This window comes from Stutzerimonas stutzeri RCH2, assembly GCF_000327065.1.
Lineage (GTDB): Bacteria > Pseudomonadota > Gammaproteobacteria > Pseudomonadales > Pseudomonadaceae > Stutzerimonas > Stutzerimonas stutzeri_AE.
On the sequence record NC_019936.1, the window covers coordinates 4144831 to 4164248 of the forward strand.

Below are 19418 nucleotides of genomic sequence, written 5' to 3' on the forward strand. Positions count from 1 at the left end.
GGCGCATTTCGCGCCGGGCAACAAAAAACCCGCCGAAGCGGGTTCTTTCTGACCATTCCGAATCCTTCCGGCTGCCTTCCTGGCGTGGTCGATCATCCTGATCCTGAGCGCGTCCTGCACATCAGAGTGGGGCTAGATTAATCACATCGATGCAGACGCTAAAGAGCCGAAAACTGGGATTCTTGTAAGCCTTTTGCCATAGTGACGTCAGACACCGTTCCGGACATCGGCTAGCTGGTGCGGCGGAGTCGCCGGTGGGGTACTCCGCGCTTGGGCTTGTATTTCGGCAAGCCGTGTTCCAGATGCTGATACTTATTTCAAGCTATCTGAATAATTGCCGCACCAACTCAATAGCATTGATAAATAACAGTTAATTAAGCTCGACCGTCTGAGAAAACAGATTCACAGCTGTTTAATCTTGAGAAAAGTCTGTACATATAATTATATGCGCGTATATTCGCCCCACTGCTTCGCAATTAACACTTCGACACCCGGCATGATGTTTCTCTGTTTCATCTCCTCGGTTCGTTTTGATTCTCGCTTCTCAGTCTCGGCCCTGAATGCTTCAGCGCTGCAGCCTTAAAAACACCCTGGAGATACTCATGTCTACTCGTCAAAATGGCACAGTTAAGTGGTTCAACGATGAAAAAGGTTTCGGCTTTATTACGCCGGCCAATGGTAGCGAAGATCTTTTCGTCCATTATCGTTCAATCGAAAGCACAGGCTTCAAAAGCCTGAGCGAAGGCCAAGCGGTTTCTTTCATGGCTACCAAAGGCCAGAAAGGAATGCAGGCCGATCAGGTTCAAGTCTGCTAAGACGCCTGATATAAAAAAGCCCCGCTTCGGCGGGGCTTTTTTTCGTCCGTGATAAAAGGCACGGCGATGGGTTCGGCTGATTGAAAGGATGATAAGTGGCCGATCAACAGTGGGAACTGGACAAGCCCAGCCGCGCTTACGCACGTGACACGGCCAAAAAGCAAAAACCCGCCGAAGCGGGTTTTTTCTGACCTTTCCGAAGTCCCTTCGAGTGCCGTCCTGGCAATGGTCGATCTTCCTGATCCTGAGCGCTTCCTGCGCTTCAGAGTGGGTGTAGATTAACTACATGCCGCGCTTGGCAGAAGTGGAGAACGTCGCACCGCCTTGTAAGCCTTTCGCTACACCTATGCACCACGATGCCCTTGCGCACTGGCTATCGGCTCTTCAGCAGCGCCGGGACCCCTGCAGTAGAGCCATCGACAGCCATTCGCGTAGATTTTTCCTGGCACCCGATCCCCCGACGAGGGACCGGCAGGATGAAGGTCCGGCTGAGGGCGTATTAGTCCTTGTTGAGATCAACCAACGGGGCCTTGCGTGTCTCCGTATCGCGCCCGGCCTGCAACGCTTCGATCCGTTTGCGTGCCTTGTCCACTGCGGCGCTGTCGACCAGCAGTTCATAGTTCACCCGGAAGTGCTTCTGCTCGCCCGGCTCGATCGTCGGCACCAGCCCGAGCGGCCGCTGATAACGGCGGTTGTAGGAATAGCTGGTACCCGGCTCCAGCCCGGTCACGTAGCCCTGCCGCTCGGTATCGGTGTTTTTCCATAGCGAGAACACCGGCAGCTCGCCAGTATTGAAGCCGACGCTGACGCCCAGGCTGCCTGCACGATTATGCAGCATGGTCAGGGTCTCACCTTGCGCGTCCGCGTAAGGCACCACGTTGAACACCGTCTCGTCGTAGTCCCTGGTCGGCCCGCGGTAGCGCTGCCAGTCACCCAGCTCCTTCGCCGCCCGGGGGTTGAAGGGTGAGACCTGTTTAACCGGCGCAACGAAGCGCGCACCCTCCTCCAGCAGCGGCGTACCGAAATTGGTGTGGTACAGCGCCTGGTACTCCTTGGCGTAATCACCCTGATTGGTCAGCGTGTCGTGCAGCGAGAAACCCGCGCGGCCCGGCTCGGTGCTGAGTTCGGTGAGAACCGCGAAATCGAGCTTCTTGAAGGCCTTTTCCTGCAACTCGCCCCGTAGGCGAATGGCATAGGGCGGTTTTTCGTCGATCTGCAGCACCACGCGCGAGGCCGGAATGTTGGCCGCACGGCCATGCAGCGTGAGCAGTTCGCCGTTGTCCTCACCGGGATGGCCGACCCATTCGAAGCCACAACGGGTGACCAGCTCGTTGAAACCTTCCAGCCAGCCCAGACCGCCGCGCCCGTTGAGTTCGATGAAGGCCGGGTTGACCACCTCGTCGACCGGAGAATCCCAGCCCAGGCGCACCTCTCCCGCTACAGCCTCCAGCACGTTCATGCCGCGCGTGGGGACAACGGTAATTTGCATCGTGCCGTTATCGATTTCGATCAGGCTGACCCCTTCCTGACGACCGCCGTGCAACGTACGCATGCTGACCGAGAACGGCATCGGCGAATCGATGCCCAGCTCCTCGCTGGTGACACGCCAGTTTTGCGCAGGTTTGTCGTGGTCGATCAGCACCTGTTCCCAGGCCATGGCCGGAGTGGCCAGGCAAACGCCCAGGCCCAAAAGAAGCTGCAAACGTTTCATGGAGATTCCCTTTGTTGTTATGAGCTCCTGCACAAGGTAGCTGAAACGTTTCATCTAGCAAGCCAAAGCGCTTCTCGATGACGAAAGGTGGTTACGGGCATGGACGCCAAGATGAGGGTCAGGCGCTACGCCTTGGTGTAACGGCTCGGCTGCCAGTAGCCGGTGAGCAGCGGCAACGCGGGACCACGCCAGCCGCGCTGGCGAAGCTGGCGGGCGATCAACGCATTCATGACCCTGTGCCCCATCAGCAGCACGCTTTCATTGGTCTCGGCCAGTCCGATCAAGCGATCTGCCGCTGCGCTGGCACGCCTGGTGGACTCCCGGATGTGCTCGGTATGGCTGGCAAAGCCGAGGAACCAGGCCGAACGAAACGCCAGTCGCCAGAACCGTGAAGGCAACAAGGGCAAACCCCAGTCCGGATACGGCAGGTGCGGCTCGGCGAACAGCGGATCAGGCAGCTCGCAGCAGTCGCATTCCAGATACGCGCGCGATTCGATGCAGCGCTGCAGGGAGCTGCACACCACGATGCCAACAGAGCCGGCCAGCGCGACCAGACGGTCCGGGCGCTCGGCAGCGACGACATCGGCAGCGTTGTAGCGCTCGACCCAGGTCTTCATGCCTCTGGGCGTGCTCCATCGCGCGGCGCCATGGTCGGGTCTGCCGTGCCGCACGAGAATGATCTGCATGAGTGTCAACCGAATAGGAAACGAGCTGGCCAAGCGAGCTTGCTTCCGCTACGGCTTGGAGAGGATGTCGGCAGGAAAATTTGAAATGAATCGCCCCGGCAAACAGCCGGGGCGAGGGCATCACTTGTCCAGCTCGTTCTGCTTTTCCAGGAACTCTTCTTCGAGCATCGCATCCTTGACGGCCTGCGGCTGCTCGTCGAGCAGCGGATCGTTCAGCTCTCCACTGGACAGCACGCGGGTGTCCAGCTTGCCCACCAGATGCTCCAGCGCATGCTGCATCTTGTCCGCTGCGCCGTCGACCGCAAGCTGCAGCGACTCGGCCTTGTGCGTCACCGACACGGCCTGATGCCCCTTGGGCCGCGCCTCGATCTGGCAACGCTTGTCATCGGCGCCGGCCTTCTGCGCGTTCTCGTCGCTGATATGGACCTCGACCCGAGTAAGGAAATCGTCGAAGCGCTCGAGCCGATCCTCTACGGTCGTACCGACCCACTCGTGCAGCTCGACGCTGCCGGGAATATGGTTGCTATTGACCTGAACATGCATACGACTACTCCTGATAGATGACGTACCTACTAGGGTTCGAGGCGTGCGCGCCGACGAGGTTCAGCTGCTTCGTCCGGTTGCCGGACTTGGCGAGTCGACTGGCTGGTCGCCAGGGACGCGTCTAAGTCCTTCATTCCTGCATCAGCGCGCGATAGCGCTGCTGGTATTGATCGTATGGAAGGTTCTCGTTCATCAGCTGCTTGAGTTGATGCTGCAGATAGGCATCTTTGCTCAGCGGCGCATCGACAGTCTTCTCTGCAACGACACCGAGGCTCTGGGCTCCGCTGGGAAACAGTTGATGGGTCAGTTCCGCGATCTTGTCCTCGGCGCTGATGAATTTGTCTGGTCGGCCGCTGCCCCAGCGAGCGTCATACTCGGCCTGACCGACCTGGCGGCCATTTTCATAGACACGAATGTCGGCATAGCTCATATACAACAGCAGGTCCCAACGCCACGTACCGGTATAGGTCGTACTTAACGGACAACGAGTCGGGCTGCTGCCCGCGGCAAGCTGACGGGTCTTGAAGCCCTTGTCCCGAAGAAGTTGCTGATAGGTGGTATTGAAGCCAGCACGGAGCCCGACAGCCGGTATCGTGCAGATCTCGGGCGCGAGCTCAGCCGATAGATTGGCGGGAGTGACGGTCTGCTTGATACTGCAGCCGGTCATGAAAAGCATGGCGAAAAGTACGGGCAGCGGCGCGGCGCGCATGTTGACGTCCTGTCTAGAAAGCAAAGAGACGGCATTGTGCCATCAAGCGGCCTGACGAGTCGTGTCGGTTCGCTTGCTGGCCAGGTCCGCTCGCCCGCCGAGGAACCAGCCCACCGCCCCCCACACTGCTGCGCATATGGCACCGACCAGGGCAACCAGCCAGGCGCCATGCCCGAGGCTGTCGAGCAGGCTCTTGGCCCAGCCGCTCAAGGCATCGCCGCCGCGGTAGACCACCGTATCGATGAAGTTCTTCGCCTTGTACTTGCTCTCGGCATCCAACGGCGCGAAGAGCATTTCCCGACCGGGGCGAACGAAGGCGTACTCACCGATGCGGCGGACGATCATCAGCGCGGCCAGTACGGCAAAGGTCGGTGCCAGTGCCAAGCCGATGAAGCCCAGGCAGACCAGCGCCGGCACCGCGGCGAGCAGCACACGGACACCCAAGCGCTGGGCGACCCGGCCGGTGATGAACAGCTGGGATAACAGCGCGCCGGCCTGCACCACGAAATCGATCGCACCAAACACGCGTACCTGCTCGGCGCGATCAGGAAACAGCTCAGCCACCAGCCGTGCCTGCTCGAAGTAGAGAAAGGTACTCGCGGTGGTCAGCAGCAGCACGAATGCGGCTACGCCAAGCAGGTAGCCCGAGCCCAGCACGCGGGTCAGGCCACTGAATGGATTGCCGGCAACCGGGCGGTTCGGACTTTCCGCATGCTCGGCACCGGGCCGCCCGGCACCCAGCAGTTCGCGCCACGCCATCAGGTAGTGCTTGATCGCCACCGCGACGGCCAGCAGCAGCGCGGCCAGCAGCATCAGCCCGAACTGCCCGAGTACGCCCACCAGCAAGGCACTCAGCGCTGGACCGACCAGCCCGCCCACGCTGGCGCCGGCCGCGATGAAAGCGAACAGCCGGCGTGCCTGGGGCGCGTCAAACACGTCGGCCATCAGGCTCCAGGCCACCGACACCACGAACAGGTTGTAGACCGATATCCACACGTAGAACACGCGCGCCAGCCAGATGCTGTCGCGCAGCAGGAAGAACAATCCGGCAAAAAACAGCAGGTTGAGGCAGAAGAAGCCGTAGACCCAGTCGATGTAATGGATACGCGCCACGCGAGAGTTGAGCCAGGCGAACAGAGGCACCGCCACCAGCATGGCGAAGAAGGTCGCGGTGAACAGCCACTGCAGGTTCTCGACGCCGCCCTGAATGCCCATCGACTCGCGAATCGGCCGCAGCATGAAATAGCCGGCAAACAGGCAGAAGAACAGGCCGAAACCGGCCAGCGCCGCGCGCAGTTCGCCGGGACGGGCATTGATCAGGGCGGCGGCGCGTGTGGCTAGCGATGCGAGCATGCGCCCTCCAACAGCTGACTAGAGGTCAGGCTCAGCGGAACGCTTCGACGATCAGTTGCCGCTGGCGCTGATCCGGCAGCCGGCCTTGCCCCGCTAGAAGGTTGTCGGCCATGTAGCGCGGGTTCGAGGTGGCTGGAATGACCGCCGTCACCGCCGGCTCGGCGAGGATGAACTTGAGCAGCAGCTGCGCCCATGAGCTGGCATCGATCTCCGCAGCCCAGGCCGGCAGCGGCTTGTCCTTGACGCGGGAGAGCAGGTTGCCACGGGTGAACGGCCGGTTGATCAGCGTGGCGATGCCGTTGTCGGCACAGTACGGCAGCAACTGTTTCTCGGCGTTGCGCTCGCTGACCGAGTAGTTGAACTGGACGAAATCGACCGGCTCCTGCTTCAGCGTTTCCAGCAGACGGTCATGGGCGGACTCCAGATAATGCGTCACGCCGATGTAGCGCACCCGCCCTTCCTGCTTGAGTTCACGCAGCAGGCCGAGCTGGGTGCTGGTGTCCTGCAGGTTGTGCACCTGGATCAGGTCGATGGTGTCGGTCTGCAGTGCCTGGAAGCTCGCCTCGATCTGCGCCATGCCGCGCTCACGCCCGGTCGACGATACCTTGCTGGCAAGAAAGACCTTGTCGCGCTGGCTGTGACGCTTGACCAACTCGCCGACGACACGCTCGGCATTACCGTAGCTCGGCGCGGTGTCGATCAGCGAGGCACCGCCCTCGACCAGCACGCGCAACACCTCGAGCAGGCGCTCCATCTGCGGGTCGTCCAGGCTCGTGTTGTGGGTGATCGAGGTGCCAAGTCCGATGACCGGAAGCGCCTCACCACTGCTGGGGATAGTTCTCCTCAGCACGCCCTGCGCGGCAAAGCTGAGCGCCGGCAACAACGGACCGAGCGCCGCAATGGCCATGCAGACGGCCGAACCTTGCAGAAACTGACGACGGCGATACATGGGCGTCCTCCTGTAACCAAGTCGATGGGCAGCCTAACGGCATGAGCCCAACGAGTATGGCCCTGGCTGCAGCAATCGGTTGCGGGCGCGACGGCTAACCCTTTTCCTGATGTTGCTGACATGGGGCGCGGCAGGCTGCATGTGTACTCGACTGCGCTGCGCAGTGGCGTCGCGTCCTCCAGCCCCTACTTTCGTACAGCAACCATTGAGGCATGGTCACGCCGGCTGACACTCGCTACGGTCTTCTTTCCTGCGGCAAGGCGCCAGACGGTATTGCTGCACTGCCGGTCGCTGCCGATAGCTCTTCTATCCGATAGACCACGCGCGACGCTGCGCTACCCGCCGACCAGCATGAGAGTGATGACCATGTCCCTGTTTTCCCGTCTCAAGGCCGGCACCGGTGCCGGCGAAGGTGTTCTCGGTCTGCACGTCAGTGCTCGGCAGCTGGCAGCAGAATTGGCCGGGCTCCGCTTCGAGCCGACCTATATCGCCGGCTTCGTCTCACCCCATGTCGACATCGATTCGGTGGCCCAGCAGCTGCGGCAGCGTTTTCCGCGCGCGACGATAAGTTTGTGCAGTACCGCCGGCGAGCTTTCGAGCGAGAGTCGCCAGCTGTATTGCGCCACCAGCGGGCAGTGGGATGGCGTGGTGCTACAGCTGTTCGATGCGAGCGTCATCGCGGCGGCCGAGATCATCCTGGTGCCGCTGGAGTGCGAGGACATTCGCGGGCAGGGCCAACGGCTATCCATGGGCGAACGCATCGCGCGCCTGACCGCCTCGATCAAACGCGTGCAGGTGTCGATGAAGATCGACTATCGCGACACCCTGGCGAACATCTTCTTCGACGGCCTGTCCGCATCGGAATCATTCTTCATGGAGGCGCTGTACGAATCCGGGCGGTTCCCCTGCCTGTTCGTCGGCGGCTCGGCCGGTGGCAAGCTGGATTTCCAGAAAACCCAGCTGCATGACGGCAAGCGCAGCTACCAGAACCATGCGCTGATCGTCTTCCTCAAGTGCGCACGCGATGTGCGCTTCGGCGTGTTCAAGAGTCAGAACTTCGAGCCGACGGCGCTGAGCCTGAACGTGCTCAGCGCCTCCCTGGAAGACCGCTACATCAGCCAGGTGGTCGACGCCCGCGGCAACATTCGCACGATGGTGCAGGCCCTCTGCGAGGCGCTCAAGTGTGCGCCACAGGAGCTCGAGCAACGGCTGGCCGACTACTCGTTCGCCATCCGCGTCGGCCAGGAGGTGTTTGTTCGTTCGATCTCGCAGATCGACTTCGCCAACGAGCGCGTGCACCTGTTCTGCGATGTCGCGCCGGGGGAGGAGCTGATCATGGTCAAGCGCACGCCGCTGGCCGAAACCACCCGCCGTGACTATCAGCAGTTCATGCGCAACAAGCCCGGCAAGCCGCTGGTGGGCATCCTCAACGACTGCATCCTGCGCCGGCTGAACAACGAGCAAGCACTGGGCGGCATGGACCCAGTGTTCGATGACGTGCCGGTGGCTGGTTACTCGACCTTCGGCGAGATCCTCGGCCTCAATCTCAACCAGACGCTGACCGCGGTGTTCTTCTTCCGCACCAACGGCAAGGACGACTTCCACGACGAATACACCGACAACTTCATCGCCTACCACGGTGAGTTCAAGGCGTTCTTCCTGCGCCGGCAGATCAAGAAGCTCACCGGCCTGAGCCAGGTGGTGGTCAAGCAGATCGAGCAGTTTAAGCGCCAGGACTACAGCAGCGCGGTGGACATCAACGGCCTCGACGAACACATCCGCCCGGTGTTCCGTGGTTTGGCCGACCTTGGCCAGGTGCTGTCCCAGGCCGACCATGAACGGCAGTCCATGTCCGAGCAGCTGAGCCAGTGCGCCAACGAGCTGCACGGCTCGATGGACGACCTGACGCTGAACATCAACCAGCAGGGCACCGTCATCGAACAGGCCGGCAGCTCGGTCAAGCAGATGGTCCATCAGGCCGACGAGGTGGTCAGCAGCGCCCGCGATCTGGCGCAGTCAAGCCAGCGCATCCAGTCGGTGGTGCAGACCATCCAGCAGATCGCCGGGCAGACCAATCTGCTGGCACTCAATGCGGCTATCGAGGCTGCGCGTGCAGGCGAGATGGGCCGCGGCTTTGCGGTGGTCGCCGACGAAGTGCGCAAACTGGCCGAGATCACCGGCAAGAACGCCGAGGAAATCGGCACCGATATCGACCGCCTGGCCAGCGAGATTCGGGCGGTGGCGCAACACATCGAGACCCAGTCGGCCGGTGTCGGCTCGCTGACCGGACTGCTCGATGCGCTGGAAAATTCGAGCAACCTCACCGCCGGCACCTCACGCCAGACCAAGGGCGTCGCTGACCGACTGATCGGCCTGACCGCACGCTGAGACGATGGCTACCGCGTCAGCCGCGCGCGAACCTCGGCGTAGGGATAGGCCTCCAGCGAGGCGAAACCAGGGAGCTGCCGCGCCTTGAGCCTGGTGAACACCGGTACGCTGATGCCGCAGAGAAAACGTGTCAGGCATTCGGTGCTGGGCGCGCTGCCCTTTAGCTGCATGTAGCGCTGACTGAATTCGACGCAGCGGCCGGCCAGGTCCGTTTGATCCAGTGGCGCCAGCGTCGGCGGTTCCGGCAGGTGCGCGACCTGTCCACGACAGACCGAGCAATGCCCGCAGTGCTGTGGTGCCTGGCGATCACCGAAATAGGCGGCCAGCCGCTGGCTCAGGCATTCGGCGGATTCGAACAGCGCCAGCATGTTGTCGATGCGGGTGATTTCACTGGCTTCGTGCTGCTTGAAATAGGCGTGCAGCTCGGCGCTCAGAGCTTCGGCATCGAAGCCCGTGTCGAGCAGCGCATAGACCTCGGTCATCTGCTTGCTCTCCAGCTCGATCCAGCCCTTTTCCTGGAAGTACTCCAACGCCTTGACCACCCGCGCGCGGTCGGCGCCGTGTTGCTGATAAAGCGCGTCGAAATCCAGCGTGCACCAGGTCCGTGCCCGCGCCGAGCTGTGCACGATGGCCTCGACGAACTGCCGCCGCTCGCCTTCGAACTTCGCCACCAGCGCCTCGGGTTCGAGCAGGTACTTGAAGCGGTATTCGGCGAAGTAGGCGAAGCGTGGCGCGATGATGCCGCGCAGCTCCAGTTGCACCAGCAGGGTTTTCAGCGGCAGCTGGCGAATATTGCTCTGGTCCGATAGCTGATTGAGCATCAGCTCCCACTGCCCGCCGGCGCCGGCCTGCAGCAGCTCGTCGAGCACACAGCGGATGCCCTCGCGCTCCGGCGTATCGCCGTAGACGAAGTTCTGCAGCACGCTGAGGCTGTCGCGATTGGCCAGTACCAGGCAGTCGGACGGCTGTCCGTCGCGCCCGGCTCGGCCGATCTCCTGGCTGTAGTTCTCCACCGACTTGGGCAGGTCGTAGTGCACCACGTTGCGGATGTCCGCCTTGTCGATGCCCATGCCGAAGGCGATGGTGGCGACGATGCAGTTCAGCTCGCCGGCCATGAAGCGGCGCTGGATCGATTCGCGCAGCTCGTGCGCCATACCCGCGTGATAGGCGCTGGCCGGAAAACCGCGCTGCGCCAAGTGCTCGGCAATCTGTTCGGCGGTCTTCTGCTGGGTGACGTAGACGATGGTGGGCTGGCCGCTCTTGTCGCCCAGCCATTCCACCAGCCGGCGCTGCTTGTTGAAGCCGCTGACCGGCTCCACCAGCAGATTGAGGTTGGGCCGGTAGAAGCCGGTGGTGACCACGTCATCCGCGGCAATCGCGAATTTGCCCTGCATGTCGGCGATCACCGGCGGCGTCGCCGTGGCGGTCAGCAGCAGCACCTGGGGAATGTTGAACTGACGCTGGTAGTCGGGGAGCTTGAGGTAATCCGGCCGGAAGTTGTGCCCCCACTCGGAGATGCAGTGCGCCTCGTCCACTACCAGCAGCGAGATCGGCACCTGGCTGATGAAATTGCGAAAGCGCTCGTTCTTCAACCGCTCCACCGAAATCATCAGGATCTTCAGCTCGCCGGACTTGGCGCGCGCCATGGTCTCGCTGGCCTGCTCGCGGCTCTGCGCCGAGTCGATGCTGGCGGCGGCAATGCCGTGCCGGTGCAGGAACGCCAGCTGGTCCTGCATCAGTGCCAACAAGGGTGAGACCACCAGGGTCAGATGCGGCAACAGCAGCGCCGGCAGCTGGTAGCACAGGGATTTTCCGGAGCCGGTTGGAAAGATCGCCGCCACCGAGCGGCCGGCCACCACAGCGCGAATGGCCTGCTCCTGGCCGGTACGGAAGCGGTCGTAGCCGAATGTCTGGACGAGGGTCTGCTCGATCATGCGGAGTCACTCCTTTGACTGGAGGCCGGAAGGTAGCAAAAGGAGGGAGACGGTACTGCAAAGCGACCAACAAGTGGGGCCAGCCGTCTGGAAACACCGGGATCGGCGTGCGAGAAGGACTGGTCGCAGCGAAGCGGCGAGCCATTTCAGTCAATCGGCAGGATTGGAATCGACAATTACCGTTAGGTGGCTACCTAGTCCTACGATGGCCGGGCTCCTGAGAACAAGCACAAGCGCGCCCGATCAGGTGATCAGGCACGTGAACAGGACGGACCTATGACTAGAACAGGATGCCCTGCCATGCGTACATCCCTTATCGCCACTGCCCTGCTGCTTTCCTCTCTCGCCCAGGCCAATGACGTCAAAGCCACGCCCTATACCTACGGCACCCAGCTGGACGTCGCCGCGGTCCTTTCGCTGGAGCTCAAGCCGACTCCGTACTGCGAAGTAACCGACGCGGTGATGACCTATCGCGATTCGACCGGAGCCGAGCGCAAGCTGGCTTACCGGACGCTGGCAGAAGCCTGCAGATATCAGAACTGATCACCAGCCGAGCCGGGCGGAAACGCAGCGGGCCCGAGCGCGACTGAGGCGCCGGGCCCAACGCAGGCGCGTGTCGGACTCGGTAGAGCGTCAGAAGCGATCGCGGATCACTACTTCATCGAATGGCAGCTTGCCGATGCGCGGCTTGGGCTCGGCGGCACGCTTGCCCACCGCGACCATCAAGGCGATCACATGGTTGTCTGGCAGGTTGATCAGTTTGCCGACCGCATCGAAATCGAAGCCATCCATGGGGCACGAGTCGAGGCCCTTGGCCCGCGCGGCGAGCATCAAGGTCTGCGCCATCAGCCCGCAGCTGCGCATGGTTTCGTCACGCTGGACCTGCGGTTTGCCACGGTAATAGGCGTCAATGGCGCCGGCCATGAAATCCTGCACCTCGCTTGGTGCACCGTCCCAGACGCGGCGGACATCCTTTTCCCAGCTATCGATCTGGGCGCAGATCACCACCAGCATCGAGGCGTCGGTCATCTGCGCCTGGTTCCAGCCCACTTCGCGAATCTGCGCACGCAGTGCCGGGTCGCTAACTTCGACCAGTCGTACGTGTTGCAGGTTGAAGGCAGACGGTGCCAGCAGCGCCAGCTGCAGCAGCTCGTCCTTTTCTTCACGGCTCAGCTGAAAGCTCGGGTCGTAGGCCTTGACGGCGCGACGGCTGCGGATGGCTTCTTCGGTATTCATGGCGGTGCCCCTCATAGAAAAACAGTGGCGCCATGCTAAGGGTGCCAATCGATCGAATCCATGCGCCTAAACCGATAAGAATCATCGACCCATTTGATCCGAGGCGCACCTGACGCAAACGAAAAAGCCGCCCGAAGGCGGCTTTTTCAAGGACGCGGCGGGCAGCTTAGAGCTGCGGGCCGGCGTTGCGGATGGCGTCGGAGACGTCGAACTTCTTGAAGTTCTCGACGAACTTGGCTGCCAGTTCCTTTGCGGCCTGATCGTAGGCGCTCTTGTCGGCCCAGGTGTTGCGCGGGTTCAGCAGCTGGGTGTCGACGCCGGCGACGGCCTTCGGCACGTCCAGGTTGATGATCGGCAGATGCTCGGTCTCGGCACCGATCAGCGCACCGCTCTGGATCGCAGCGATCACCGCACGGGTGGTCGGAATGTTGAAGCGCTTGCCAACGCCGTAGCCACCGCCGGTCCAGCCGGTGTTGACCAGGTAGACCTTGGAGCCGAAGCCGTTGATACGCTTGATCAGCAGCTCGGCATACTCGCCAGCCGGACGCGGGAAGAACGGCGCGCCGAAGCAGGTGGAGAAGGTCGACTTGATACCGCTGCCCGAACCCATCTCGGTGGAGCCGACCAGCGCGGTGTAGCCGGAGAGGAAGTGGTAGGCAGCCTGCTCGTTGTTCAGGATCGACACCGGCGGCAGTACGCCGGTCAGGTCGCAGGTCAGGAAGATGACCGCATTCGGCTCACCGCCGAGGTTCTTCTCGGAGCGCTTCTCGACGTGCTGCAGCGGGTAGGCGGCGCGGCTGTTCTGGGTCAGGCTGGCATCGGCGTAGTCAGGCAGACGGGTACGCTCGTCGAGCACCACGTTCTCCAGCACGGCGCCGAACTTGATGGCCTTCCAGATTACCGGCTCGTTCTTCTCGGACAGATCGATGCACTTGGCGTAGCAACCGCCCTCGATGTTGAACACGCGGCCAACGCCCCAGCCATGCTCGTCGTCACCGATCAGGTAGCGGCTTTCGTCCGCCGACAGGGTGGTCTTGCCGGTGCCGGACAGGCCGAAGAACAGTGTGGTGTCGCCGTCTTCGCCGATGTTGGCCGCGCAGTGCATCGGCAGCACGTCGACGTCCGGCAGCAGGAAGTTCTGCACGGAGAACATGGCTTTCTTCATTTCACCGGCGTACTGCATGCCGGCGATCAGCACTTTCTTCTCGGCGAAGTTGATGATCACGCAGCCATCGGAATTGGTGCCGTCACGCTCGGGAACGCACTGGAAGAACGGTGCGTTGAGAATGCGCCACTCGCTCAGGCTGGCCTGATTGAACTGCTCGGGGGTGATGAACAGGCAACGGCCGAACAGGTTGTGCCAGGCGGTCTCGGTGGTCATCTTGACCGGCAGGTAGTGCTCGGGATCGGCGCCGACATGGACATGGGAAACGAAGCTGTCACGCTCGGCGACGTAGGCTTCGACGCGATTCCACAGCGCTTCGAAGTTGCCAGCCGGGAACGGACGGTTGATCGGGCCCCAGGCGATCTTGTGCTGGGTGCTGGGCTCTTCGACGATAAAGCGGTCAGCCGGAGAACGACCCGTGCGGTGCCCGGTCTTCACCACCAGAGAGCCATTGGCGGACAGTTCGCCCTCTCCGCGCTTGACGGCTTCTTCAATCAGTTGAGCGGTGCTGATGTCGGTGTACACGGCGTTGGTGGCTTGCGTCATGAGTGTTCCCGTCGGCCCTGGGCCGATTCCTCCATGCTGTTGTAGCCCGCCAAAGAGCGAACTACATCGAAAAAAGTGCGCGCGATTATGCCAGATAATGCGCCGCGCTGGGTATGAGGCCGTGATGGCCAAATAGTTCATTGCCTGGCTACTGATCCATCCTCGCCTCGCTACCCACCGTATCGAACGGCCGACTGCCGCGCAGCCGATGAAGTCAGTGACGAGTATCCGATGGGCTGTCGCTGCCACCGCCGGCGAACAGCTGAGCCACATCGGCGGCGTCGTAGGTATATTTCTCGTTGCAGAACTGGCAATCGATAGTCACCGCCCCGCCCTGCTCGGTGACGAGCTGCTGCGCATCTTCCTCACCCAGGCTGATCAATGCACGAGCCGAACGCTCGCGCGAACAGCTGCAGCGGAAACGGATCGGCAGTGCATCGAACAGACGCAGCTGCTCTTCGTGATACAGACGGTGCAACACCGTCTCGCCATCTAGCCCGAGCAACTCTTCTGCGGTAAGGGTATCAGCCAGGGTACGCAGGTGCTGCCAGCTGGCGTCGCGCTCCTCGGCATCCTTGATGCGGTCGGCCGGCAGCTGCTGCAACAGCAAGCCACAGGCGCGACGGCTGTCGGCGTTCAGCCAGAAGCGCGTCGGCAGTTGTTCGGAAGTGGCGAAGTAGTTGGTCAGGCACTCAGCCAGATTGATGCCATCCAGATCGACGATGCCTTGATAGCGCTGACCATTGGCGGGGTCGACGGTGATCGCCAGCATGCCTTCGGGCATCAGCTCGCCCAGGGTAGCGCCCGCCTGGATCTGCTCGGCATGGTAGCGGGCGATGCCGCGCACATCACGGGCGCTGGAACACTCGACCATCAGCAGCGGCACGGCACCGCTGGAGCGGGCCTGGAGAATCAGCAGCCCGTCGAATTTGAGCGTGCCGACCAGCAACGCAGCGGCAGCCAGCAATTCGCCGAGCAGCTGGGCGACGGGTTCCGGGTAGCTGTGCTTGGCCAGGACATGCTGGAAGCTGTGGTCTAGCGTGGCGATCTCGCCGCGAACATCGGAATCATCGAAGAGAAAACGCTGGGTCTGGTCGGACATGCCGGGGCTCGCAGGAAACGGCGGAGGAAGCGGCGATTTTAGGCGCAAAGCCAGCGCGGACCAAGGGCGGCCGCCGGGTGGCTGCCCCGAACACGGCGAAGCTGAACCGCGGCTGAACGGCTGGCAGATGGCCAGGACAGGCGCAATGACGCGCACTACCATCGCGCGCCATCGAAATCCGCGGTGGAAATTAGCCATGTCCATGAATACCCCGCAGGCCCGCTGGCGGCCGCTGCCATTGCTGGTCTCGCAGCTATTTGCCGGGCTGCTGTTGCTCAGCTGGCTATGGCCGACCACTCGGGCGCTATGGGATGCAGTCGACCACGCAGTGTTTCGGCTGCTCAACGGCTCGCTGGGGGCCGTCGGATGGTGGGACTGGCTGTGGGCGCTGAGCAGTATTCGCGTGTTCGACATTCTCGTCGGTGCGCTGCTGTTGACCTTGCTGATTCGCCGCGATTGGCTGTTTGCCCAACACCAACTGCGCCCGGCGCTGTTCACCTTTATCGGCTTGTTGCTGGTACTGCTGGTCATCCGTGTGCTGGTGACCAAACTGGCCAGCCACTTCGGCTGGCAGCACGCCAGCCCTTCGCTCGAGATCCCTGGCGCCTACCACCTGAGCGATCACTTCCCGCTGCTCGAGCGAGTGTTCGAGCTCAAGGATCGCTCCAGCCGCAGCTTCCCTGGCGACCACGCCTCGGTGTTGCTGATCTGGGGGCTGTTCATGGCGCTGTTCGCCCGTGGCAGCCGGCTGGCCGTGATACTAGGCGTCACGCTGCTGTTCATGCTGCCGCGCCTGGTCGCCGGCGCGCACTGGTTCAGCGATGACTTCGTCGGCGGCCTGCTGATCGCCGCGCTGGCACTCGGCTGGGGTTACTGCACGCCGGTCGCCGCGCACATCGCGGCACTGCTGCAATGGATCGTCCGTCCGCCGATGCAGCTTGCCGGCAAACTACCGCTGCTACGACGGATGGCTGTGCTGCGTGACTAGCCAGGTTTGAAGTCGCGCAGCAGCTGGATCTGCCGGCGCTGCTTCTTGCTCGGCCGGCCATCCGTCTGCATGCCCAGCGCACCTGCCTTGCGCTGGGCCGCCGCGTTCTCGCGCGCCGCCAGGCTTTGTGGCGTTTCCTCATAGAGCGTCTGCGCCTCGGGCGCGCCGCGGCGAACAGCGGACAGCGCACGAATGACCACCGTGCGCTCGTCAAAACCGATGCGAATCACCAGCTCGTCGCCTAGCTTGGGCTCCTTGCTGGGCTTGCAGCGCTCGCCGCGACAGTGCACCTTGCCACCCTCGATGGCAGCCTTGGCCAAGGCGCGGGTCTTGAAGAAGCGCGCGGCCCACAACCACTTGTCCAGGCGCACCTTGTCGTCGTCTTTTTCAGCCATCGTCCAGCTCTATCTCCTACACGTCGTTCTAGGGTGTTACAGACGGATGCAGATGTCATGCGCGCCGACTAGAATGCCGGCAAAATCTTCGGACGCTCCCATTGAAGAGACTCGACCCCCATACCGTGATCGGTCTGCGTGAGTGGATCGCCCTGCCGGATCTCGGTGTGGTGGGCCTGCGCGCGAAGGTCGATACCGGCGCCAGTACCTCGGCACTGCATGCTACCGAGATCAGCGAATTCGAACGCGACGGGCAGCGCTGGGTTCGCTTCACCGCGCATCTGGGCACGCTGGTGCAGCGCCGTCATCGCTGCGAGGCGCCGCTGGTCACCCGCAAGCTGATCAAGAGTTCCAACGGCCAGGTGCAGACACGCTACGTGGTGCGCACTTTGCTGGCGCTCGGCAGCCACGTGTGGCCGGTGGAGTTCACCCTCACCTGCCGCAAGACCATGCGCTACCGGCTGCTGCTCGGCTCGAAGGCACTGATCGACGGGCAATGGCTGATCGATCCGTCGCGAACCTATATCCAGGACAAACCCCAGATCCTCACTTCCTCCGGTGCCCAATGAAAATCGCCGTGCTGTCGCGCAATCCGCGCCTGTATTCCACCCGACGCCTGGTCGAAGCCGGTCAGCAACGGGGCCATGAGGTGGTGGTGATCGATACGCTGCGCGCGTACATGAACATTGCCAGCCACAAGCCGCAGATCCACTACCGCGGCAAGCCGCTGGAGGGCTTCGACGCGGTGATCCCGCGCATCGGCGCCTCGGTGACCTTCTATGGCTGCGCCGTACTGCGCCAGTTCGAGATGCAGGGTGTGTTCCCGCTCAACGAATCGGTCGCCATCGCTCGCTCGCGCGACAAGCTGCGCGCGCTGCAATTGCTATCGCGACGTGGCGTCGGTCTGCCGGTGACCGGCTTCGCCCACTCGCCGGATGACATCCCCGACCTGATCCGCATGGTCAATGGCGCGCCGCTGGTGATCAAGGTGCTCGAAGGCACCCAGGGCATCGGCGTGGTGCTCTGCGAAACCGAGAAAGCCGCCGAGTCGGTGATCGAAGCGTTCATGGGCCTGAAGCAGGACATCATGGTGCAGGAGTACATCAAGGAAGCCGGCGGCGCCGATATCCGCTGCTTCGTGGTCGGCGACAAGGTCATCGCCGCGATGAAACGCCAGGCCAAGCCCGGCGAATTCCGCTCCAACCTGCACCGCGGGGGCTCCGCCAGCCTGATCAAGATCACCCCGGAAGAACGCATGACCGCCATCCGCGCGGCCAAGGTGATGGGCCTGAACGTCGCCGGCGTCGACATCCTGCGTTCCAACCACGGCCCGCTGGTGATGGAAGTGAACTCCTCGCCGGGCCTGGCCGGCATCGAGGAAACCACCGGCAAGGACGTCGCCGGGCTGATCATCCAGTACCTGGAAAAGAACGGCGGCCCGCACCTGACCCGCACCAAGGGCAAGGGCTGATCGAGCAGCCCTGAGAGCCGGCTATTCCGCCGGCTTGCCCTGCACCGCATCGCGCGGCAACAGCAAGCCCAGCGGCAGGCTGACCCGGGCCTCCAGACCGCCGCCCTCGCGGTTGCGCAGTTCGACGATGCCGCCGTGCTGCGAGGCGATGCGCTTGACGATCGCCAACCCCAGCCCGGCGCCCTGCCCGCCACGGGCACGATCGCCGCGAATGAAAGGATTGAAGATGCCTTCCAGCTCGGCCGGATCGACCCCCGGGCCGCGGTCCAGCACGCTGAGCACCACGTACGGCGCGTGCTGGTCGCCAGAGACATAGGCTGCCACCTCCACCCCACCACCGGCGTAGCGCAGGGCGTTCTCGATCAGATTGACCAGCAGACGCTTGATCGACACCCGGCGCAGGGCGAACGGCGGCATCGGCTCGACGCACAGCCGCACGGTTTCCTGCTGCTGATTGTAGGGTGCCACCACTTCGCGGATCAGCTCGCCGAGGTCGGTGGTTTCCACCGGCTCGTCGCTGCCGTCGCGCACGAAGGCGAGGAACTGGTCGAGGATGGCGTTCATATCCTCGACATCGCGGATCATGTCCTCGGTCAGCTCGTCGTCGCTGCTCATCAGCTCCAGCGACAGGCGCAAGCGCGTCAGCGGCGTGCGCAGGTCGTGGGACACGCCGGCGAGCATCAGCTCGCGCTCGCGGCCGGCCTGCTCGACGTCCTCGGCCATCTGGTTGAAGGCGCGATAGACCTCGGTCATCTCGCTCGGCGTGTCACTGATCGGCAGCCGCACCCGTCGGCCCTTGCCGATCTGCCGTGCAGCGAAGACCAGCCGCTTGAGCGGCAGGTTGAGCTGGCTGACGAAGATCCAGGCCGCGCCGGTGGACAGCAGGCCGATACCGAGGAACCAGCCGAGCACGCTCCAGATGCGCTGGCCGCGCAGCGGATAGGCATAGAGCGGCACCTGCACCCAGTCCGGGCCGAGGTTTGGCGCGCGCACCCAGATCGCCGTGGATGGCTGGATACGCACGCGCACCTCGGTGTCGTCGCCCAGCTCGTCGCGCATCTGCCGCTGGAAGATTTCGGTGTAGGGCCAGTGATATTCGCTGCGCGGCACGTTCTGCTCGGCCACCGGCAGCAGGCCGGCGGCGCGGCCGATGCGATCGCGGTCCTCGAGATCGGCGGCCCAGTAGGCGCGCAGCGTCAGCGCCGCGCCGTGGCTGTACTGGCGGTCCACCAGCACGTCCTCGTTGGTCATCAGATAGACCAGCGTCAGGACCTTGGAGAACAGCACCACGATCAGCACCATCCACAGGGTGCGGGCGAAGAAGCTTTGTGGGAACCAGAGCGGAGTCTTCATGAAAAAGCCGCGGCACGCCTCAGGCTGCGGGCAAGGCGCCGAACGCGCCCGGAGCCTGCGACATGCCGTGGTCG

Annotated in this window: 18 protein-coding genes; 6 read left to right on the forward strand and 12 right to left on the reverse strand. The window is 62.9% G+C overall.

Annotated features, from left to right (window positions below):
- The first annotated feature begins 602 nt into the window (after positions 1–602).
- On the forward strand, positions 603–815 hold the full coding sequence (locus PSEST_RS19360; RefSeq protein WP_015278628.1) for a cold-shock protein: 213 nt from the start codon (positions 603–605) through the stop codon (positions 813–815).
- Positions 816–1314: 499 nt separating this feature from the next.
- On the opposite strand, the gene PSEST_RS19365 is transcribed toward PSEST_RS19360, so the two are convergent.
- The 6 genes from PSEST_RS19365 to PSEST_RS19390 form a co-directional block, all read right to left on the reverse strand.
- The gene (locus tag PSEST_RS19365) at positions 1315–2526 is read right to left on the reverse strand and encodes an aldose 1-epimerase family protein (protein WP_015278629.1); all 1212 of its coding nucleotides are present in this window, start codon (positions 2524–2526) and stop codon (positions 1315–1317) included.
- 125 nt (positions 2527–2651) lie between these two features.
- On the reverse strand, positions 2652–3212 hold the full coding sequence (locus PSEST_RS19370; RefSeq protein WP_015278630.1) for a phosphoglycerate mutase family protein: 561 nt from the start codon (positions 3210–3212) through the stop codon (positions 2652–2654).
- Between the two features lie 120 nt (positions 3213–3332).
- A complete protein-coding gene (locus PSEST_RS19375; RefSeq protein ID WP_015278631.1) occupies positions 3333–3755 on the reverse strand; it encodes an HPF/RaiA family ribosome-associated protein in 423 nt (140 codons plus the stop codon).
- Between the two features lie 130 nt (positions 3756–3885).
- On the reverse strand, positions 3886–4464 hold the full coding sequence (locus PSEST_RS19380; RefSeq protein WP_015278632.1) for an Sbal_3080 family lipoprotein: 579 nt from the start codon (positions 4462–4464) through the stop codon (positions 3886–3888).
- A gap of 42 nt (positions 4465–4506) precedes the next feature.
- Positions 4507–5817, reverse strand: coding sequence for an NTP/NDP exchange transporter (locus PSEST_RS19385; protein ID WP_015278633.1), 1311 nt, complete (start codon positions 5815–5817; stop codon positions 4507–4509).
- 31 nt (positions 5818–5848) lie between these two features.
- The gene (locus tag PSEST_RS19390) at positions 5849–6766 is read right to left on the reverse strand and encodes an aldo/keto reductase (RefSeq protein WP_015278634.1); all 918 of its coding nucleotides are present in this window, start codon (positions 6764–6766) and stop codon (positions 5849–5851) included.
- Positions 6767–7132: 366 nt separating this feature from the next.
- On the opposite strand from PSEST_RS19390, the gene PSEST_RS19395 reads away from it, so the two are divergent.
- Positions 7133–9154 carry an FIST N-terminal domain-containing protein gene (locus PSEST_RS19395; RefSeq protein WP_015278635.1) on the forward strand — a complete coding sequence of 674 codons (2022 nt, stop codon included), beginning with the start codon at positions 7133–7135 and terminating at the stop codon, positions 9152–9154.
- 8 nt (positions 9155–9162) lie between these two features.
- Here PSEST_RS19395 and PSEST_RS19400 read toward each other — a convergent pair whose 3' ends face one another.
- The gene (locus tag PSEST_RS19400) at positions 9163–11088 is read right to left on the reverse strand and encodes a RecQ family ATP-dependent DNA helicase (protein ID WP_015278636.1); all 1926 of its coding nucleotides are present in this window, start codon (positions 11086–11088) and stop codon (positions 9163–9165) included.
- A gap of 300 nt (positions 11089–11388) precedes the next feature.
- Here PSEST_RS19400 and PSEST_RS19405 point away from each other — a divergent pair, with 300 nt between their 5' ends.
- Positions 11389–11631: a DUF2790 domain-containing protein gene (locus PSEST_RS19405; RefSeq protein WP_015278637.1), complete on the forward strand. Its 243-nt coding sequence runs from the start codon at positions 11389–11391 to the stop codon at positions 11629–11631.
- 90 nt (positions 11632–11721) lie between these two features.
- Here the strand turns inward: PSEST_RS19405 and PSEST_RS19410 are convergent, their stop codons facing one another.
- From PSEST_RS19410 to hslO, 3 genes are all read right to left on the reverse strand, one after another.
- A complete protein-coding gene (locus PSEST_RS19410) occupies positions 11722–12324 on the reverse strand; it encodes a nitroreductase family protein (protein WP_015278638.1) in 603 nt (200 codons plus the stop codon).
- A gap of 166 nt (positions 12325–12490) precedes the next feature.
- Positions 12491–14035: a phosphoenolpyruvate carboxykinase gene (locus PSEST_RS19415; protein ID WP_015278639.1), complete on the reverse strand. Its 1545-nt coding sequence runs from the start codon at positions 14033–14035 to the stop codon at positions 12491–12493.
- Between the two features lie 214 nt (positions 14036–14249).
- On the reverse strand, positions 14250–15137 hold the full coding sequence (gene hslO, locus PSEST_RS19420; protein WP_015278640.1) for an Hsp33 family molecular chaperone HslO: 888 nt from the start codon (positions 15135–15137) through the stop codon (positions 14250–14252).
- Between the two features lie 196 nt (positions 15138–15333).
- On the opposite strand from hslO, the gene PSEST_RS19425 reads away from it, so the two are divergent.
- Complete coding sequence (locus PSEST_RS19425) at positions 15334–16125, forward strand: phosphatase PAP2 family protein (protein ID WP_015278641.1); 792 nt, start codon at positions 15334–15336, stop codon at positions 16123–16125.
- Here the strand turns inward: PSEST_RS19425 and PSEST_RS19430 are convergent.
- On the reverse strand, positions 16122–16520 hold the full coding sequence (locus tag PSEST_RS19430) for an RNA-binding S4 domain-containing protein (protein ID WP_015278642.1): 399 nt from the start codon (positions 16518–16520) through the stop codon (positions 16122–16124). The two genes, PSEST_RS19425 and PSEST_RS19430, sit on opposite strands and share 4 nt — an antisense overlap.
- A 101-nt stretch (positions 16521–16621) precedes the next feature.
- Here PSEST_RS19430 and PSEST_RS19435 point away from each other — a divergent pair, with 101 nt between their 5' ends.
- Complete coding sequence (locus PSEST_RS19435; protein WP_015278643.1) at positions 16622–17089, forward strand: ATP-dependent zinc protease; 468 nt, start codon at positions 16622–16624, stop codon at positions 17087–17089.
- Positions 17086–17991: a 30S ribosomal protein S6--L-glutamate ligase gene (gene rimK / locus PSEST_RS19440; protein ID WP_015278644.1), complete on the forward strand. Its 906-nt coding sequence runs from the start codon at positions 17086–17088 to the stop codon at positions 17989–17991. The genes PSEST_RS19435 and rimK overlap by 4 nt, the downstream gene beginning before the upstream one ends.
- Positions 17992–18012: 21 nt before the next feature.
- Here the strand turns inward: rimK and PSEST_RS19445 are convergent, their stop codons facing one another.
- Positions 18013–19344: an ATP-binding protein gene (locus tag PSEST_RS19445; protein WP_015278645.1), complete on the reverse strand. Its 1332-nt coding sequence runs from the start codon at positions 19342–19344 to the stop codon at positions 18013–18015.
- Between the last annotated feature and the right edge of the window lie 74 nt (positions 19345–19418).

Bases quoted from the DNA above. Each gene is read 5' to 3' on its own strand.
- PSEST_RS19400 (WP_015278636.1), bottom strand. From the start codon at position 11,088: ATGATCGAGCAGACCCTCGTCCAGACATTCGGCTACGACCGCTTCCGT.
- PSEST_RS19415 (WP_015278639.1), bottom strand. From the start codon at position 14,035: ATGACGCAAGCCACCAACGCCGTGTACACCGACATCAGCACCGCTCAA.
- PSEST_RS19395 (WP_015278635.1), top strand. From the start codon at position 7,133: ATGTCCCTGTTTTCCCGTCTCAAGGCCGGCACCGGTGCCGGCGAAGGT.
- PSEST_RS19365 (WP_015278629.1), bottom strand. From the start codon at position 2,526: ATGAAACGTTTGCAGCTTCTTTTGGGCCTGGGCGTTTGCCTGGCCACT.
- PSEST_RS19375 (WP_015278631.1), bottom strand. From the start codon at position 3,755: ATGCATGTTCAGGTCAATAGCAACCATATTCCCGGCAGCGTCGAGCTG.
- PSEST_RS19360 (WP_015278628.1), top strand. From the start codon at position 603: ATGTCTACTCGTCAAAATGGCACAGTTAAGTGGTTCAACGATGAAAAA.
- PSEST_RS19370 (WP_015278630.1), bottom strand. From the start codon at position 3,212: ATGCAGATCATTCTCGTGCGGCACGGCAGACCCGACCATGGCGCCGCG.
- PSEST_RS19430 (WP_015278642.1), bottom strand. From the start codon at position 16,520: ATGGCTGAAAAAGACGACGACAAGGTGCGCCTGGACAAGTGGTTGTGG.
- PSEST_RS19390 (WP_015278634.1), bottom strand. From the start codon at position 6,766: ATGTATCGCCGTCGTCAGTTTCTGCAAGGTTCGGCCGTCTGCATGGCC.
- PSEST_RS19410 (WP_015278638.1), bottom strand. From the start codon at position 12,324: ATGAATACCGAAGAAGCCATCCGCAGCCGTCGCGCCGTCAAGGCCTAC.
- PSEST_RS19425 (WP_015278641.1), top strand. From the start codon at position 15,334: ATGTCCATGAATACCCCGCAGGCCCGCTGGCGGCCGCTGCCATTGCTG.
- rimK (WP_015278644.1), top strand. From the start codon at position 17,086: ATGAAAATCGCCGTGCTGTCGCGCAATCCGCGCCTGTATTCCACCCGA.
- PSEST_RS19385 (WP_015278633.1), bottom strand. From the start codon at position 5,817: ATGCTCGCATCGCTAGCCACACGCGCCGCCGCCCTGATCAATGCCCGT.
- hslO (WP_015278640.1), bottom strand. From the start codon at position 15,137: ATGTCCGACCAGACCCAGCGTTTTCTCTTCGATGATTCCGATGTTCGC.
- PSEST_RS19405 (WP_015278637.1), top strand. From the start codon at position 11,389: ATGCGTACATCCCTTATCGCCACTGCCCTGCTGCTTTCCTCTCTCGCC.
- PSEST_RS19380 (WP_015278632.1), bottom strand. From the start codon at position 4,464: ATGCGCGCCGCGCCGCTGCCCGTACTTTTCGCCATGCTTTTCATGACC.
- PSEST_RS19445 (WP_015278645.1), bottom strand. From the start codon at position 19,344: ATGAAGACTCCGCTCTGGTTCCCACAAAGCTTCTTCGCCCGCACCCTG.